A 16,916-nucleotide genomic window follows, 5' to 3' on the forward strand; every position below is an offset into this window, starting at 1 on the left:
GCGCGTTACGGTAAGATGACCATTTCGGGACGGAAAGACGCCAAATCAGGTAACTTTGTCTTTCATTATCACCCAGAGACGCATACCCTTACCTTTAAAGCGATCGACCAATGCGTCATTCGTCTCACTGACGTTTTTTTTTCTTATGGTCAAGATCTTGTCAATCGTGCCATTCAAACACAAATGAACCTGAAAGATAAGAAAAAGTACGGGAAGCCTATTGGATGGTCGCTTGAGGACCATGTTGACTACTATATCGTTAAATGCTTAATTGATGTGCCGGCTACACCCTATCTGAATACCTCAACATCAACGGGTATGGTTGGTGTTGATTTGAATGTGAATCATCTCGCTGTCGCCAATGTCAACGACATTGGTCAATGTGTGGATGCCTTTACTCTTCCGTTTAACTTAGAGGGTAAAACCAGTGGACAGGCAACGAAAATAATAGAAGCAGAAGTTATTGCCCTTGTTGACTATGCTGTTAAACATCATAAACCACTCGCCATCGAAAGATTGGATACGACGCGGTCCAAAGTGTCGCGTCCTTATGGACATAGGAAAGCCAATCGTCGAATGAGTCAGTTTGCTTATCAAAAGATGATACTAGCAATCAAGTCAAGAGCCGAAAAAATGGGGGTTGCTGTCTACGTTGTTAATCCTGCTTATACCAGTCAAATTGGCAAGATGAAATATATGAAGCGACTCGGTGTGTCCATTCACATGGCAGCCGCTTATGTCATTGCCCGACGGGCAATGGGTTTTAAAGAAATACTCCCACCGATGTTGTATTCACTTGTTCCAGAGCAGAAACAAGGTCTACATCATTGGGCGCAATGGGCGTATATGATGCGTACCCTATCTTTTGTTAGAACCCATGCGTTCTACCAGACAGAACGATTCGACCAAAGCAAGTTGTGTTCCTGGGACACACTATTTCCCCAACATGCTTTAACAGATGTTGAGAAAATAGGTTTGCAGCGGTTGGAGAGTAGAAAAACCTATGCTTAGTTGAATGAGCATAGGTCGCCTTTAGGGTGTCCTTATGGAATCCCCTTTCTCAAACATTCGTTAGAATGTTAGGTGGGGGTAGTTCAATGGTTCGATATTTTCCGGCAATTGAAGGGTCAATTCCCTGCAAAACAATGGCATGTATATCTTTAATTGTTCGTTGATTCATAGGAGTATCTTCATTAACTAACGCACCTAAGCACTCCAGTGCCTCTCTATGGTTATTTGCTTCGGCATGTTCACGAAAACTATTCCCAGCAATCGTCACACCATCTTCTAATACGGTTTTTGTTTCATAAAGCGTTAATGTATTACCTTCAATCGCATTAGAATGATACGTATTTTTAATATGGCAGTCTTGTCTAAGATTTTCCGCAACGGATCCCGGTAAGGGTCTAATGGCATCTAATTTATCTTTTAAGGCCGTGGCTTTAGTTAATAAATCTTGTATATTTACCATACGTTTATCCCTCCTACCATTGACATTTTTTGAAGTAATGGATTTCTATACATTGATATGAGAAATGAATATGAGCCCGACTTATGATCACTGAATCATTAACTTTCATGTTCATTATTCTTAATATGTTCCACGGTGCTACTAACTTGATCGTCAAACCCTAAGTTCTTTAATAGCTGTTCACAATAGTCTTGTCCTGCCCCAAATGTGTCTATCAAACGTTCTTTTAATCCTTTATCATATTCCTTTAATCCCGTGATATAAAAATCCCTATGTTGATCAAGAATAATAGAGGGCATTATATTGTTTTTCAAACATTCCTTAAATACGATCAATCGCCCTACCCGTCCATTACCATCAGCAAAAGGATGGATCTGTTCAAACCTCACATGAAAATCAACAACGTCTTCTAAACCGATACGTTCTCGTTCATGATAACACTTTAATAAGCCTTCTATTTCACTCTCTACATCCTTTGGATCTGTTGTGTTAATTTGGTTAAATGCGCCAATAACATTTTTATTTGTCTTAAAATCACCTACTGGCGTTAAGGGATTTTTCTCATCAGATGTATGACTTTTTAATATATAGTGCAGGTGCTTAATCATATCCTTATCTATATCTTCATGTGCATGGTCTAGTATATAATCAAACGCCGTAAAGTGATTCATCGTTTCATTAATATCATCTAAAGAAATACTTTCACCATTTTCCGAATAGATCTTTTCTTCATCAAATAAGTGCTGCGTTTGTTCTTCGCTCAACTGACTACCTTCTATTTTGTTTGAGTTAAACGCCATATTGATTTGAAATAACCAGTAAACGCCCCGCACTTTACCCATTCGCTCGTATTTCATGTGATTAATTAGATCCATCATTCCACTCCTTCGATGATTTGTCTCTCCCACTATTATACCTTATAATCATTGAAATCATAATGTATTCATACCTTATCTCTTATCCTCACAAAACAAAAAATCTAGAACACACGAGGGGGCACCCCGGATATGTTCTAGTTTTTATATTTATCATTCTAAAATTAATTGCGATTTATTCCCACTCAATCGTCGCAGGTGGCTTAGACGTAATGTCATACACGACGCGGTTAATGTGATCAACTTCATTCACGATACGTGTTGAAATCTTCTCTAATACATCCCACGGAATCCGGGCCCAATCTGAAGTCATCCCATCAATAGAGGTTACCGCACGGATACCAATTGTGTAATCATACGTACGTTGGTCACCCATGACACCCACACTACGGATATCGGGTAAGACAGTGAAGTATTGCCAAATATCACGGTCAAGACCAGCTAATTTAATTTCGTCACGTAAAATTGCATCAGATTCACGGACGATTTCTAATTTTTCTTCTGTAATTTCACCTAAGACACGAATACCAAGACCTGGTCCTGGGAATGGTTGACGCCAGACAACCGCTTCTGGTACACCAAGTTCAAGACCTAATTCGCGTACTTCATCTTTAAAGAGCGTACTTAATGGTTCAATGAGTTCAAACTGCATATCTTCAGGTAATCCACCTACGTTGTGGTGTGATTTAATCGTTTGTGCGGTTTCTGTACCAGATTCAACAATATCCGTATACAGTGTCCCTTGCGCTAAGTAATCCATATCTTTTAAACGTTCTGCTTCATCATCAAAGACATAAATAAACTCATTACCGATAATTTTACGTTTTTGTTCTGGGTCACTGATGCCTTTTAATTTTGATAAGAAACGTTCTTTTGCATCAATGCGGATAATGTTCATATGGAACCCATCACGGAATGTCTCCATGACCATGTCGCCTTCATCTTTACGCAGGAGACCGTGATCGACAAAAATACACGTCAGTTGATCGCCAATCGCTTTATGAATCAGCGCAGCAACAACAGATGAATCAACGCCACCACTAAGGGCACATAATACTTTCTTGTCGCCGACTGTTTCTCTAATCTTTTCAATTTCTTGTTCAACAAAGTTCGCCATCGTCCAGTTACCTTGACAATCACTAATATTGAAGACAAAGTTTCTTAATAAATCATTACCATAGATAGAATTTCTTACTTCTGGATGGAACTGAACGCCGTAGATCTCTTTTGATTCATGACGCATCGCCGCAATCGGTGTTGATGGGTTTTCTGCCTCAACAGTAAAACCTGCTGGTGCCGCGACAACTTTATCACTGTGGCTCATCCAAACCGTTTGCGTATCTGGTGTACCAAGGAACAGTTTAGCCCCTTCATTGACCGTAATATCTGCCTTACCATATTCACGGTGTGTTGAACGTTCGACTTGACCACCAAAATGTTTCGTAATTAACTGCATACCATAACAGATGCCCATAACTGGAATACCTAAATCAAAGATATCCGGGTTTAACTGAAAGCTATTGTCATCATAAACACTGTGTGGGCCACCTGAAAGAATAATCCCTTTCGGGTTCATCGCTTTAATTTCTTCTGTTGTCAGACGGTGTGAGTGAAGTTCACTATACACGCCAAACTCACGAATACGGCGAGTAATCAATTGATTATACTGACTACCATAGTCTAATACAAGAATCATTTCATTGTTTAATTCCAAATCGTCACGCTCCCCTTATTGTTTGTCTGTAAAAAAATAACCTCTGTCTATAAAGACAGAGGCAGAATAATAGCAACACTTATCCTGCCTCTATAGTCAGGAGTTTTAAGGACTCCCGGTAGAAACTCTCGAACCATATTATCGAGGATATACAGAGGTTAACGGCATTAATAATGTTTCTATTCTATCAGTGCTCTTATAGTCGGTCAAGATAGAATTGACTTTAAGACGAATAGATAGAATTTTTCGATAGCTTGAATCGTTCCTTGATCCGTTAATGCCCCGTAAAGAAAGTCTTCATATACATGAAATAACTCACTAAATTTGTTTGTTTCATAGCGTCGATCAAGCCTTTGACCATACAGGGTTAATGTCTCACCACTAAAACGCGGACGTTTACTTAATCTCAATAACCAAAACAAACGTTTCATCGCCATCATGACGTCTTTTTCGGTTGTGATTGGTAAGTAATGTTTCGTCATCATAAACAGGAGTACCCGGCGCCAAAAAACAGCCAGGCATATCACCCCTACACTACTTAATATACCAAAGACAATGACTACCATGCGCCAATCGACGGCAGTATTTGCCTTGTTTTGAGTCGTTTCTTCTACTGCGACTTCCTCATCACTTTGTTCAGGCTCCTGTTCTGTTTCAGGTGTGTCTGTCTCTTCTTCAAGGTCTTGCTCACTATCCAGTGGTTGATCATCTTCTGTCGTTTCTGATTCATCAACCATGACTTGACGTGGTGAACTAAAACCAACCGTCGGCTCAAACGGCATCCAGCCAATATCTTCAAAGTACACTTCTACCCAGCTATGGGCATTATTTTGTCTCACTTCATAATAACCTTCACTATTTTCTGTCCCCGTATTAAACCCCTTTACCCATCGGGCAGGAATACCGACAGATCGTAACATCACGACCATGGACGTTGAGAAATTATCACAATAACCGACGCGACTTTCAAATAAGAATTGATCGACATAGTCTTCTCCAGGTTCTGGTGGTTCTACTTCCGTTGTTTGATAGAGGAAACCACTCTGTTTAAAATAACGTTCCATCCGCTGAGCAATGCGGTAAGGATTTGTTTCTTCTCCCTTAATCTCATCCGCTAGCTGATGAACGCGATCAGGCACAGCATTTGGTAATTGAATGTACACTGGATCTATCTCCCAGTAAGGCATCTCTAGCTGATCAAGAATGACTTGTTCATAAACTGGCGGTTCATAAAATATATTAACCCGTTGATTATTAGTAGTGTCAATGGCGTCAAATAAACCGATACGCTGATCGTATAAATACTCTCGGTCGTCGTATGTTAATCCTGCTAAGTTGTAAGGATAAGCGATGCGATTGAAATTTGTTCCTTCGTTATAATACACCTCGGCCATTTGCATACCTAATGCACTTTGTTCGTTACGATACGGCAGGTAAGTAGGCTCTTCAGCTCTTTCCCACCCCGTACCGGTATAGACTTCCTTCGCGTCTACACGCCAGTAATTAGGCTCTTCAATCGATGCGGTAAATACAAGCGCATCATTGTCTGCAAGACTACCACCTAACACAGAATCATCTTCACCGTAACCGATCCGTCGATTCGTCTCACCATCTGAAAAGCCCTTTGTTAGAAACGGTACAGGATCAGGCCAACTTGGTTCTTTTACTGGCAAGTCATCAGATAGAGCGATAAATAAAGCAAACATTAAAACCAGTGGAAAGAGAAGCCGGAGGAAAAAGTGTCCGCCAGTAAAAGTTAGACGCTCTTGTACCATTTTCTTTCTATGACTGTTCAACACAAGTATACTCACTACAAGAACAATCGTAATCAAGATCATTGGTTGTAACTGATAGGGCGTAAACGTATCCATGACTGTTAAATAGATCAATGTGAGCGCAGTAAAAACAAAGACGCGCTGCCGTTTCACTAACCAGTAATCCATAAGATAGCTGATTGTCATAATTAAAAGCAAGACGAGAAGCATCTCACCCAGCGGCGTCACAGCATCAAAATCTCTCGAGATTAAAGCATCGAGATTAACTTGAAGTACGTGATAAATCTCTTCAAACCATTCTTTTGTAAAAATTGCCTTTGCTACATATAAATAGTCCAGAACAAATAAAGCGGCAACTACTTTAAAGAAAAGCGACAGCCATGTGGGTAACCTCAACAAACTTAATAAAAAAATAACCGCACTAAATAAGACAAGGACCTCACCAAAAGCAACGACCTCAAGTGAGATGAGTGGGTGCAACCATAATAAATACATTAGGAATCCGGTGACATACACCATACCCCCAAATATACTATCCCAAAGGCGGCTATTATTAGGTCTCATGTCGATCACCTCCAAACACCATGTCTGGTGTAAGATGGTAAGAGATTATTCCTGACGGGGGCTGTTCAGTTGTTGACGTTAATATCAGTAGACCGTTTTGCTTTTTTAGTTGATACACCAAAGCTTCTGGTAAATTGTTTGACTCACGACTTGAGATAACAACAGGGGTCACCCCTTTTTTTAAAACAACGTGCGATGCATCATAATGAGAGACATCTAGTTGTGCAAGCTTTTGTAGTTTTTGCTTGGCGGGTAGTGATTGATCAAATGACCGTTCATGAAACGATGCTAAATTGACGTAAAAAGATCGCTTATGGATATCAAATAAGCGCATAAAACTATACAAGATCGCAACCGCCCATTCATCATCACGAAGATTAGCGTGAGGATCTAAAAAAAACATCACTTTTTCTTCTGGTTTAGGATCAAATTGTTTAGTGAAAAGCGTGTCTTGTTTTGAACTTTTTTTCCAATCAATTTGACTGATTTTATCGCCACTCACATATTCTCTTACCCCAGCCATATCTTCACGCCGTTTATGATAAGGGTGCAATTTCTTCGTTACCGCTTGAAATGCCCAGTTCATGCTACTTTTCTCAGCAGGGATAAGGATAGGGTAGCTATAGATCGCTTGATTAACCTCGATCTGGGTTGCTTTCTTTGTGAATAGAAACATATCTTCAACGGTGACATTGACCCCTTCTAGGATATGCTTTCCTCTAGGAAGTTGATGTAACGTAAAGGTCAGCTTTGTTTCACGCTTGAAACTGACTAGAACTGTTCGCGTTGGTTTCTCTGTCCGCGTTGGCCACGTCTCATCAAGAAAAGCCTTTACGCCGGTAAACGTTGTGTTTAACGAGTGTGGCAACGAAAGTTCAACAGTTAAAAACATCAGGGGGAGTGGCAATGGTCGTTTTAATTTGACCGTAACAACAGCACTCTCGCCTGCTTCTAATTCATCGTCATCAACGGTTAACGTCGCTCTTATCTGGTTGATGGGGTACAGCATCATAATAAAAAGATACACTAATATACCACACACCGCATAAAATAACGTATAGCTCACCGCCCCACCTTGAAACATCGCATAGCTATAAAACAGAAAACCAATCAACAACAGTTGGACGGTCTTAAAGATATAACAGCGTCGCCTCATACCCGGTCATCCTCAACCGGAATATCAACTTGACTCATGATCTCTGTAATGACGTGTTCAACGGTAAGTTGTTGATACATCGCTTCATCCGTTAACAACATCCGGTGACAAAAGACCGCGGGCACCAGTGTCATCACATCATCTGGTGTCACATAGTCACGTCCCATTAAATAAGCATATGCTTTCGTCGCTTTTAATAAATTAATGCCTCCCCTTGGGCTCACACCAAGGGCGACTTGATTGGCTTTTCGTGTCGCTCTTACTAATTCTAAAATATAACGTTTAACGATGTCGGACACATGAACTTTTTCTACTTCTTTTCTAATATTCAACACATCTTCTTGCGAAAGAATAGCAACCAATTGGTTAAGCGGTTGGTTTGTTTCATTCATCGACAACAATAACAATTCTTCCTCAAATGTCGGGTATCCCATATTGACCTTCATTAAGAACCGGTCTAGTTGTGCTTCTGGTAAAGGATAAGTGCCTTCATATTCTACCGGATTTTGTGTAGCCATAACAAAGAATGGTTCATCAATTGACATCGTTGTACCATCAATCGTCACACTATGCTCTTCCATTGCTTCAAGTAAGGCCGCTTGTGTTTTAGGACTCGTACGGTTGATCTCATCGGCAAGAACAATATGACTCATGACAGGTCCTTTCATGTAGGTAAACGCGCCTGTTTTCGGCTGATATATAGACACACCTAACACATCACTCGGTAGTAAGTCAGGGGTAAACTGAATTCTTGAAAAATCACATCCGAGTGTTTTCGCCAGTGCTCTCACAAGCATCGTTTTACCAACACCTGGTACATCTTCAATAAGTAAATGTCCGCCACTTAAAAGACTCGTAAGGCTCATCATAATCATGTCACGTTTCCCTACAATCACCGTTTCTATTTGATCGATACATTTGGTTAGTTGTTCATGGTATGTCGTCATCGAGATTCCTCCATCTATAGTTAATGAGTAAATATTTATATAAAAATAGCCTGCACATAGTCATTTGCGATAGAGTGATTATCGCTACTATCTCCCTCTATATTACAGAAAGACAGCAGTTATTGGAAGTTTTTCAACTGAATTTGAAGAAAAATCTACCCAGTGCTGTGAAAGTGATTCATACGTTCTTCAGTATACGGTTATTCTTGGAGATTTAAACGCTCGCATCACGCAAAAAAATAGAAATAGACGATGGATTGAACCACCGCCTATTTCTATTTTTTTTGCTCATGCTTATTCATCTATTTTTCACTTGAACCCACTAGCCAATAATCATTTTTGCCTCTGGATACTTATACATATCTTTTGTCGGCTTCCCGCGAATGATAAAGAGGAAGGAGAAAATCCCGATTCGGCCAACAAACATCATAATCATAATGACGATTTTACCAATCATCGATAACTCACTGGTAATGCCTAGGCTAAGACCCGTTGTACCAAAAGCAGAGAATACCTCAAACGCAATAGCCGTATTAGAAAACGGCTCAGTGATCGACATCACAAAGATGGCCATCATACACAGCATAAAAGCAGTTGTTATAACGATAAAACTTCTTAAGACATCTTGTCTTGAAATTTCACGTTTAAACACTTTGATATTAGTATGACCTTTGGCATAATGAAAAATCGACAGTAACATAATCGCAAAAGTGGTTGTTCTGACACCACCGCCAACGCTACTAGGTGAGGCGCCTATAAACATAAGTAACGATAACACCATCCACGTCGGTGATTGAAACTCACTCACATCCATCGTACTGAGTCCACCGTTACGCGTCGTAATCGACTGAAACAGGCTGTAAAAGAACGCGTCAACCCCTGAGACATCTTGAAAGAAGTGCGTCCGCTCAATCAAGTAAATCATACCAGCACCGAAGATCACCAATAAGAAAAACGTTGTGGTTGTTAGTTTAGTGAATGTTGAAAATCGAAACACCTTCCGACGTTCTTTCCCTCTTAATGCCCATTGTTGTAGTTCGATGAGTACTGGAAAACCAATCGCACCAAGAACGAGTAACACCATATTAATAATTTGAACATAATAATCACCCGCAAATGGAATGAGAGAGTTACCGGTAATATCAAACCCTGCGTTCGTCGTTGCACTAACTGCCGCAAAGAACCCTTGTACCCATGCTTCTTGCCACGTATCGAAGTAAGCTAAATAGCGTAAACTGAGTAAAATGGTTCCAATCACTTCAATAATTATCACGGTTCTTAAAATAGTTAACATTAACTGGACAAGCCCTGATAAGGTTGAACGGTTTTGATCAACTGAAATGAGTTGGCGTTCTCTAATACCAATTTTTTTACCGAGTAAAATATAAATCGTCGTACCTAAAGTCATAATGCCGATCCCGCCAAACTGTAAGATAAACGCAAAGGCAAAATAACCAATCGTATTATACGTCTCACTTACGGAAACGACAGATAAACCGGTCACACTAATGGCACTAATTGAAGTAAAAAGCGTATCAAGTAAACTTACATTAACTCCCGGCATTAAAAATGGAGGAAACAGTAAGATGGCTGTTGATATAAGAATTGCTGATAAATAGTATAAAACGATTAACTGCACCGTCGATAGTTGTTTAAAGGTCTTTAACGGTATTTTAAAAAGGGCCATCGTCTGACCTCCTAAAGCATTTTTGCAAATCAATTATAGTCTAACACAATCGCATAAGAATCGTTAGTGAAAAAAAGTTTTTCTATTATTCCGTCTGATTACAGTAACATTAATATTTCCATTGATTTCTTCATAGTTTCATGACATAATTTTTGGTAACAGGAGGTTTTTTAACTTATGATTAACGAAGAAAATATTCATCTATTTCAAGCAGCACTCAATCATACACATGTCGGTCTCGTTATTACAGACCCATCTTTAGATAATCATCCCATTATTTTTGTCAATGAAGGCTTCACCCAGCTCACCGGCTATAGCGCTGAGGAAACTATCGGGAGAAACTGCAAGTTCCTTCAAGGAAGCGAGACGAGTGAAAGAACCACCCAGGCAGTTAGAGAGGCCATACAAAACCGCGAATCTATTACGGTACAAATCTACAACTATACGAAATCGGATCAAGGGTTCTGGAATGAACTGACGATTGATCCAATGTGGGTAGAAGAACAAGGCGAAGAGAAACTTTACTTTATCGGTATCCAAAAAGATGTGACTGAACTAAAAGAAAAAGAACGCCTGTTACAAGCCGCCTTAGACGAAATGGAACACTTATCGACACCGATTGTCCCGATTACGCGTGAAATTTCTGTCTTACCGTTAATCGGCACGATTACCCAATCTCGGTTAGAACAACTGACCAATACCATCTCAAGTTACTTAACCACATCCAAGAATGATTACCTCATTCTTGACTTGTCTGGCTTATTTGAAGTAGATACCTATGTTGCTGCCTCATTGCTGAAACTTCACGATCTTACAAAACTCGTCGGGACACAACTTGTCTTAACTGGTATCCGCCCGGAACTAGCCATTAAAACACTTGATTTTGGTGACCACCTTAAAGGGTTGACAACTTATCTTACAGTAAAAGACGCGATTAAATCTTTAAAAATTTAATACGTGAAACAGTAATGAGCGAATAGATATTACATCTACTCGCTCATTATTATTCGTCCTTAAGTAACCTATTATTTCTTAGTAAACCATTCCGTGATTATCTTCATTTGTAACACACTTATCCAACTAAACTTAAAGTGTTGTCCGATGAAGTTATTCATAACGGCAAACTTTAGGTGGCAGACCTGTAGCTTCTTCATTGCAGGTGTCTCGATACGATTTAACTCTAACATGTGTTTTCTTTTGACCAATGTCTGAGAGCGACTAAACCGATGAAGATAATCTAGTCTTAATACACCCTCACGTATGGCATAACCTTTTAATCGATATTCAAGATAATAGAAGACTCCTCGACCTATTAATAGACTAACCACAGCTAAAATCAACCACCAACGCACATAAAAAAAGAAGCCAATGATGCTTGGAATGAGTATAAGCAGTGAAAAGCGGACCATTCGGTAAAAATAACTGATGGCATCCGTTCTTTCGAGCTTAACATCTTTCATGTCATATTCAGGTACACATTGTTTTAAAAATGTATTCACTTCACGACGCCTAAGCAGTGGATACAACAATAATCTCCCTTCAGATTTAGCGTCAAATTCACCGCCCGCAAAATCAACATAACAGCCAGACCAACCAAAGGGCATCCGGAACAGGTTTTGTTTAAACGTGATGGCTTGGATCCGGTTAATATGTAATTGCGTCTCTTTTTTCTCAATCAGGCCATGTTTGACGACTAGATAATCACCTTCACGGTGCAAAGAAAACTGACCATACTTTAATAGAAAACTGATGACACCAACAGCAATCATCATCGTAATATATACCGATACAAGCACAATCCAAACAACCATCGATTGCTTTAACACCCATGATTCTGACGCTTGATAGATATCTTCTGGGAGATAGTTGCTTAATTCAGGGGGGATAACAGCCGCAATGGCTAATAAGGTCCCGATTCTCCCCGTTGTCACACCCGCGGCAAGTAAGCGGTAAATACTACTATGCCAATCATCTTTTTTATCGCCCTCCATTAGATGTGACGGTGTAAAGTCAGTGACATTGCCCAGTGGTAAATCATTCGTGAATTGATACTTTAATCGCCTCGCAAGTTCAAGATCAATCGCTTTTAATTCCCCGTCAACATTGACATCACTACCGGCTGTTTCTATTTTTAAGTTGGCGAGATTGAATACTTGATGAAAAATATGTTGATTCACATGCATTGAATGGATATTTTTTGTTTTAATGGTTCGGTCATGACGCACAATAATACCTTGGGTGATTTGTAACGCATCCGGATGAATCATGTAACGGAACCGGTGCCACTTAAACCAACTTATCCCGGCAAATACTAGTATGATCACTAAGATAAATATCAGGACAAAGATAACAGAGGAAGTATGAAACCGTTCCGGCAACAACGTATTAATATCAGATGAGCCTATGAAAATAACACCAGAAATCACCAACCAAACACTGTCTTTCATTAACTTAAGAAAAAATAACAATATCGCCAACGGATGCAGCTTATGTTGTTCATTCATCTTCTATCACCCTTGCACGCACGGCAATGTCATTTCTCAACCGATCCGCTTCTTCACTCGGTAAAGCCGGAATCTCATGTGTCGTTGCGGCCGTTGATATCGTGACCGTCATCAAGTTATATTTTTTCAAGATCGGTCCTTGTTTTGTATCGACATGTTGAATGCGAGTCATAGGCACAAGCGTCCGCGTCACAATGATGAGTCCACGCTGAATATAAATCTCATCTTCTAAAATCTCATAGCGAAACCGTTTAAAGCGAATTTTCGGTATAATAATAACATGAAGTATTAGCTCAATTAAGGGCACACTTGCAGCTATGCCAACAATAAACCGCGGCCAGTCAAATCTAAATACAAGATAAGTTATTGATGCTGCAATAATCATCAGTATCATAAACATGATCATGCCCGCAATACGCCATACGGTGATGGCCTCTTTCGCTAGCTGATATTTTGGTGGTTGTCTCATAATCTCTATCACTCCTTGTTGGTGTTTATCCTTACAAATATACAATGGATTCCCATCACCATATTACTATAATTCAGGCACCATGCAACCTATTCTTATTTTTTGATTCTGCTTTTTAACCTATGTAAAAAAAGCAACCGACGTCTCGGTTGCTTTCTCCCTATCATTTTTAGCTCATCTGAGTCTTGATGGATTATGCCCACCACATATCGGCTGGTTGGTCATAAATCAACACAGATTTTAAGTTCTCAACCGCACGCATAAACCCTTCATCAATCGACATAATGGGATCCTCATGTTCAATACTTACCACATGATCATAGCCATACGTACGTAAGGCGCTAATAATATCACTCCATACTTTTACCGAGTGACCATAGCCTACTGAGCGGAATGTCCAAGCACGTGATTGTACTTCGCTATACGGCTGCATATCAGTTAAACCGTACATATTCACATGTTCTTGGTCAATATACGTATCTTTTGCGTGGAAGTGATGAATCGCATTGGCTTTTCCAAGAATCTTAATTGCTGCCACGGGATCAATCCCTTGCCACCACAAGTGACTTGGATCAAGGTTTGCTCCAATCGCGTTACCTGTTTGTTCACGTAATTTTAGCATCGTATGTGGCGTATGGACTAAGAAACCAGCATGCAGTTCTAAACCAATTTTGACATTGTTTTCTTCGGCAATTGTGTTAATTTCTTTCCAGTATGGGACAAGTTTTTCTTCCCATTGCCACTTGAGTACGGTACTGTATTCTTCTGGCCACGGTGTTACTGGCCAGTTTGGATACTTACCATCTTCCGAATCCCCCGGCGTACCAGAGAACGTATTGACGACCGGAATGTTTAATAACCCCGCAAGTTTAATTGTTTTGACTAACGTTTCATGCGAGTCTTTTCTAAAAGCCGCGTCTGGTGAGACGGGGTTCCCGTGGCAACTAAGGGCACTGATCGTTAAACCACGTGATGTTACCTTTTCTAAAAAGGCTTGTCTTTCTGCTTCACTATTTAGTAACGCATCGAGTTTTAAGTGCGCATCACCTGGATAGCCACCTGTACCAATTTCAACCGCATCTAACCCAGCATTTTTCACATAATCTAACATCTCTTCGAGATTTTTATCCGCAAATAATACGGTAAAGACACCTAATTTCATTCTATTCGCTCCTTTTCATTCACTTTTCATACGCATCGCACCGATTCTAATCAAACACGATCTGATTATTTAGTTTAATTTAATCGTTCGACCTGTTTGACTTGATTCCATCGCCGCTAGAATGATGTCTAATGACTTCTTACCTTCCACACCATCGATTAAAGGTTTTGTATTCGTTCTCACCGATTCAACAAAGTGACTAACGACACCTGTAGCTGTTTGTTGACCTTCTTCATTCGATTGGATTTTTCCAATTTCATAGTTAACTTTACTGCCATCCGTATACGTGGCAATCAAGCTATAATTTGGATCATCTTCAAGACGTAACACACCTTTTTCCCCGTAAATAACAGTGGCATTACTTTCGTTCACTTTATATGCCCAACTCGCTGTTAATGTGCCAATCACTCCTGAAGTACTCTTTAAGAGACACACAGCGTTATCATCTACCGTAATATTATCTTTCGCATTCGTTTCAACCATCGCTGATACATCGGTAAACTCTTCACCTAGAATATAGCGAATAAGGTCAGCTTTATGGACGCCTAAATCTCCCATCGCACCAATTACCGCGTCTTCTTTTCTAAAGAACCATGAATCTTTACCGTCAACACTCCAACCTTCTGGACCACCATGCCCAAACGTCGTACGGAAGCTATATACTTTTCCAATCGCTCCTTCTGCGATCAGTTCTTTTGCCTTTTTATGCGAGCGAACAAACCGTTGATTGTGAGCAATCATTAATGTTTTACCGCTCTTCTCACTTGCTTCAATCATCGCTTCTGCTTCTTCTTTCGTTGTTGCCATCGGTTTTTCACATAACACATGAGCGCCACTTTCAAGCGCCGCAATCGAGACTGGTGCATGCAGGGCATTTGGTAAACACACACTGACAAGATCAATTGTTTCATTCTTTAATAGTTCCTTATAATCGGTATAAACTGTACCGCCGTATACTTCCTTTACCGCCTCTGCACGTGAGGCAACGATATCACATAATGCCACAATTTCGACTTCGTCATTCTGATGATACTCTGGAAGGTGACGATGTTTACTAATACTCCCACAACCAATGACTGCTACTTTTAATTTACTCATATTCAAATCACTCCTTCATATTTTAAAAACGTCATACTTGTTTGAATGGCTTCAAATGGATCGCCTTCGGTTTGATCTTGTTCAACAATCCAAAAATCAGGTGTTGCTGTCGTTAAGATAGTAGATAAGTCTGTCCGACCGGTACCTAACGGTGCAAAGGTTGCTCGTTCATCTTTGGTCATATCTTTTAAATGAACCAATTCGAGTTGGTCTTTATATTTGTTGATCCACTCAATCGGATCTTCATTCGCTTTTTGAATCCAATAGACATCTAACTCTAGTTTTAGCCCATTGACTGTTCTTAGTAAGTATTCGAGAACGTTCTCACCGTCATTATAAGGTTCTAACTCAAAATCATGGTGATGATACAGTAAGTCCATGCCATGTGATTGAAGTTCCAGTTGAATCGACTGTAAGACTGATGGTAAATCTTGATAAAATTCATGGGTTCGGTCTTCTGGTAAGATAAACGGACAAACCACGCGGGTATTCCCTAATAATTTTTGTTCGTCAATGACTTTATCTAAATGATTAATCAAGTCTGTTAGCGGGACGTGGCTCCCCGCGACTTCTAAATCTAAGTCATCAAGCGTTTCTTTTACTTCCTCTACCGTTAAATTACCATAACCGGCAAGTTCGACGCCTTGAAAGCCGATGGCTTTCACTCGTTCTAATGTCTGTTTCATATCTCGTTCACACGCTTCACGTAAAGTGAAGAGTTGGATTGCTACTGGTATCATATCCTCATCCCTTCTTTGAAATAGATTCTAGTGGCTCGCTGTTACCATATGTCGGCTGATTTGTGTCCGTTACGTTCAACCATTGAACGGCATTTTTAATGACGGTTTGGATCTCTTTATTATGGTACGTCGGATACGTCTCATGACCTGGTCTAAAATAAAAGACTTTCCCACGTCCACGTTTATATGTCGCCCCGCTTCTAAAGACTTCCCCGCCTTCAAACCAACTCACAAAGACTAATTCATCGGGGGCTGGAATATCAAAATGCTCCCCGTACATTTCTTCTTTTTCAAGCTCAATATAACTCCCTAACCCAGAAACGATTGGGTGAGTCGGATCAATCACCCATAGACGTTCTTTATCATCCGCTTCACGCCATTTTAAATCACAACTGGTTCCCATAAGCTTTTTAAAGATTTTGGAGAAGTGACCTGAGTGAAGGACTAATAAGCCCATGCCATCTAATACACGTTGTTGAATCTTTTCTACCCACTCATCCTTTACTTCATCGTGAGCAAGGTGTCCCCACCAAATTAATACATCCGTTTGATTTAATAAATGATCGGATAACCCATGGTTTTCTTCATCCAATGTGGCCGTTGTGACCTCGTGACCTGCCTCTGTCAAAAAGCTTTTAATTGCCCCGTGAATACCTTCCGGGTAAATCTCACTGACTTTTGGATTTTTTTGTTCGTGTCTATTTTCATTCCAAACTAAGACTTTCATCCTAATAGCCTCCCTTTTATCTTTTCT

The 16,916-nt window shown here is 40.0% G+C and carries 15 protein-coding genes and 1 riboswitch; of the genes, 2 read left to right on the plus strand and 13 right to left on the minus strand.

Annotation, left to right across the window (positions count from 1 at the left end):
• The coding region (locus tag BM390_RS15515; protein ID WP_177220711.1) for an IS200/IS605 family accessory protein TnpB-related protein at positions 1–1,011 on the plus strand (1,011 nt) is incomplete at its 5' end.
• Between the two features lie 49 nt (positions 1,012–1,060).
• Here BM390_RS15515 and BM390_RS10775 read toward each other — a convergent pair.
• From BM390_RS10775 to BM390_RS10805, 7 genes are all read right to left on the minus strand, one after another.
• Complete coding sequence (locus BM390_RS10775; RefSeq protein WP_089854745.1) at positions 1,061–1,471, minus strand: Fic family protein; 411 nt, start codon at positions 1,469–1,471, stop codon at positions 1,061–1,063.
• A gap of 98 nt (positions 1,472–1,569) precedes the next feature.
• Positions 1,570–2,346, minus strand: a complete 777-nt coding sequence (locus BM390_RS10780) for a Fic family protein (RefSeq protein ID WP_062322304.1) — start codon at positions 2,344–2,346, stop codon at positions 1,570–1,572.
• 175 nt (positions 2,347–2,521) lie between these two features.
• A complete protein-coding gene (gene guaA, locus BM390_RS10785; protein WP_089854795.1) occupies positions 2,522–4,042 on the minus strand; it encodes a glutamine-hydrolyzing GMP synthase in 1,521 nt (506 codons plus the stop codon).
• 91 nt (positions 4,043–4,133) lie between these two features.
• Positions 4,134–4,235: riboswitch (purine riboswitch) on the minus strand.
• A 31-nt stretch (positions 4,236–4,266) separates the two neighbouring features.
• A complete protein-coding gene (locus tag BM390_RS10790; RefSeq protein WP_089854748.1) occupies positions 4,267–6,399 on the minus strand; it encodes a transglutaminase TgpA family protein in 2,133 nt (710 codons plus the stop codon).
• A complete protein-coding gene (locus tag BM390_RS10795; protein WP_062322296.1) occupies positions 6,389–7,555 on the minus strand; it encodes a DUF58 domain-containing protein in 1,167 nt (388 codons plus the stop codon). The genes BM390_RS10790 and BM390_RS10795 overlap by 11 nt, the downstream gene beginning before the upstream one ends.
• Positions 7,552–8,502, minus strand: a complete 951-nt coding sequence (locus BM390_RS10800) for an AAA family ATPase (protein WP_062322295.1) — start codon at positions 8,500–8,502, stop codon at positions 7,552–7,554. The genes BM390_RS10795 and BM390_RS10800 overlap by 4 nt, the downstream gene beginning before the upstream one ends.
• A gap of 322 nt (positions 8,503–8,824) precedes the next feature.
• Positions 8,825–10,189, minus strand: coding sequence for a TrkH family potassium uptake protein (locus BM390_RS10805; protein WP_062322293.1), 1,365 nt, complete (start codon positions 10,187–10,189; stop codon positions 8,825–8,827).
• Positions 10,190–10,366: 177 nt separating this feature from the next.
• Here BM390_RS10805 and ytvA point away from each other — a divergent pair, with 177 nt between their 5' ends.
• Complete coding sequence (ytvA, locus tag BM390_RS10810) at positions 10,367–11,143, plus strand: YtvA family blue-light photoreceptor (RefSeq protein WP_062322291.1); 777 nt, start codon at positions 10,367–10,369, stop codon at positions 11,141–11,143.
• A 71-nt stretch (positions 11,144–11,214) separates the two neighbouring features.
• On the opposite strand, the gene BM390_RS10815 is transcribed toward ytvA, so the two are convergent.
• The 6 genes from BM390_RS10815 to BM390_RS10840 all read right to left on the minus strand — a co-directional run bounded on the left by BM390_RS10815 (position 11,215) and on the right by BM390_RS10840 (position 16,889).
• Positions 11,215–12,693 (minus strand): PH domain-containing protein, encoded by a 1,479-nt coding sequence (locus tag BM390_RS10815; protein WP_062322289.1) that lies wholly within the window; start codon positions 12,691–12,693, stop codon positions 11,215–11,217.
• The gene (locus tag BM390_RS10820) at positions 12,686–13,162 is read right to left on the minus strand and encodes a PH domain-containing protein (protein WP_062322286.1); all 477 of its coding nucleotides are present in this window, start codon (positions 13,160–13,162) and stop codon (positions 12,686–12,688) included. Before BM390_RS10820 ends, BM390_RS10815 begins: the two co-directional genes overlap by 8 nt.
• Before the next feature lie 193 nt (positions 13,163–13,355).
• Complete coding sequence (locus BM390_RS10825) at positions 13,356–14,324, minus strand: sugar phosphate isomerase/epimerase family protein (protein WP_089854751.1); 969 nt, start codon at positions 14,322–14,324, stop codon at positions 13,356–13,358.
• 69 nt (positions 14,325–14,393) lie between these two features.
• Positions 14,394–15,422, minus strand: coding sequence for a Gfo/Idh/MocA family protein (locus BM390_RS10830; protein ID WP_062322284.1), 1,029 nt, complete (start codon positions 15,420–15,422; stop codon positions 14,394–14,396).
• A 2-nt stretch (positions 15,423–15,424) separates the two neighbouring features.
• Positions 15,425–16,162 carry a sugar phosphate isomerase/epimerase family protein gene (locus tag BM390_RS10835; protein WP_062322282.1) on the minus strand — a complete coding sequence of 246 codons (738 nt, stop codon included), beginning with the start codon at positions 16,160–16,162 and terminating at the stop codon, positions 15,425–15,427.
• Between the two features lie 4 nt (positions 16,163–16,166).
• Positions 16,167–16,889, minus strand: coding sequence for a ThuA domain-containing protein (locus BM390_RS10840; protein ID WP_062322279.1), 723 nt, complete (start codon positions 16,887–16,889; stop codon positions 16,167–16,169).
• Positions 16,890–16,916 lie beyond the last annotated feature (27 nt).

Source organism: Halolactibacillus miurensis (genome assembly GCF_900116255.1).
GTDB lineage: Bacteria > Bacillota > Bacilli > Bacillales > Amphibacillaceae > Halolactibacillus > Halolactibacillus miurensis.

What these genes read in the sequence shown, in the direction of transcription:
- ytvA (WP_062322291.1), top strand. Translation starts at nt 10,367, where the DNA reads ATGATTAACGAAGAAAATATTCATCTATTTCAAGCAGCACTCAATCAT.
- BM390_RS10840 (WP_062322279.1), bottom strand. Translation starts at nt 16,889, where the DNA reads ATGAAAGTCTTAGTTTGGAATGAAAATAGACACGAACAAAAAAATCCA.
- BM390_RS10780 (WP_062322304.1), bottom strand. Translation starts at nt 2,346, where the DNA reads ATGGATCTAATTAATCACATGAAATACGAGCGAATGGGTAAAGTGCGG.
- BM390_RS10800 (WP_062322295.1), bottom strand. Translation starts at nt 8,502, where the DNA reads ATGACGACATACCATGAACAACTAACCAAATGTATCGATCAAATAGAA.
- BM390_RS10775 (WP_089854745.1), bottom strand. Translation starts at nt 1,471, where the DNA reads ATGGTAAATATACAAGATTTATTAACTAAAGCCACGGCCTTAAAAGAT.
- BM390_RS10820 (WP_062322286.1), bottom strand. Translation starts at nt 13,162, where the DNA reads ATGAGACAACCACCAAAATATCAGCTAGCGAAAGAGGCCATCACCGTA.
- guaA (WP_089854795.1), bottom strand. Translation starts at nt 4,042, where the DNA reads ATGATTCTTGTATTAGACTATGGTAGTCAGTATAATCAATTGATTACT.
- BM390_RS10825 (WP_089854751.1), bottom strand. Translation starts at nt 14,324, where the DNA reads ATGAAATTAGGTGTCTTTACCGTATTATTTGCGGATAAAAATCTCGAA.
- BM390_RS10805 (WP_062322293.1), bottom strand. Translation starts at nt 10,189, where the DNA reads ATGGCCCTTTTTAAAATACCGTTAAAGACCTTTAAACAACTATCGACG.
- BM390_RS10790 (WP_089854748.1), bottom strand. Translation starts at nt 6,399, where the DNA reads ATGAGACCTAATAATAGCCGCCTTTGGGATAGTATATTTGGGGGTATG.
- BM390_RS10815 (WP_062322289.1), bottom strand. Translation starts at nt 12,693, where the DNA reads ATGAATGAACAACATAAGCTGCATCCGTTGGCGATATTGTTATTTTTT.
- BM390_RS10835 (WP_062322282.1), bottom strand. Translation starts at nt 16,162, where the DNA reads ATGATACCAGTAGCAATCCAACTCTTCACTTTACGTGAAGCGTGTGAA.
- BM390_RS10830 (WP_062322284.1), bottom strand. Translation starts at nt 15,422, where the DNA reads ATGAGTAAATTAAAAGTAGCAGTCATTGGTTGTGGGAGTATTAGTAAA.
- BM390_RS10795 (WP_062322296.1), bottom strand. Translation starts at nt 7,555, where the DNA reads ATGAGGCGACGCTGTTATATCTTTAAGACCGTCCAACTGTTGTTGATT.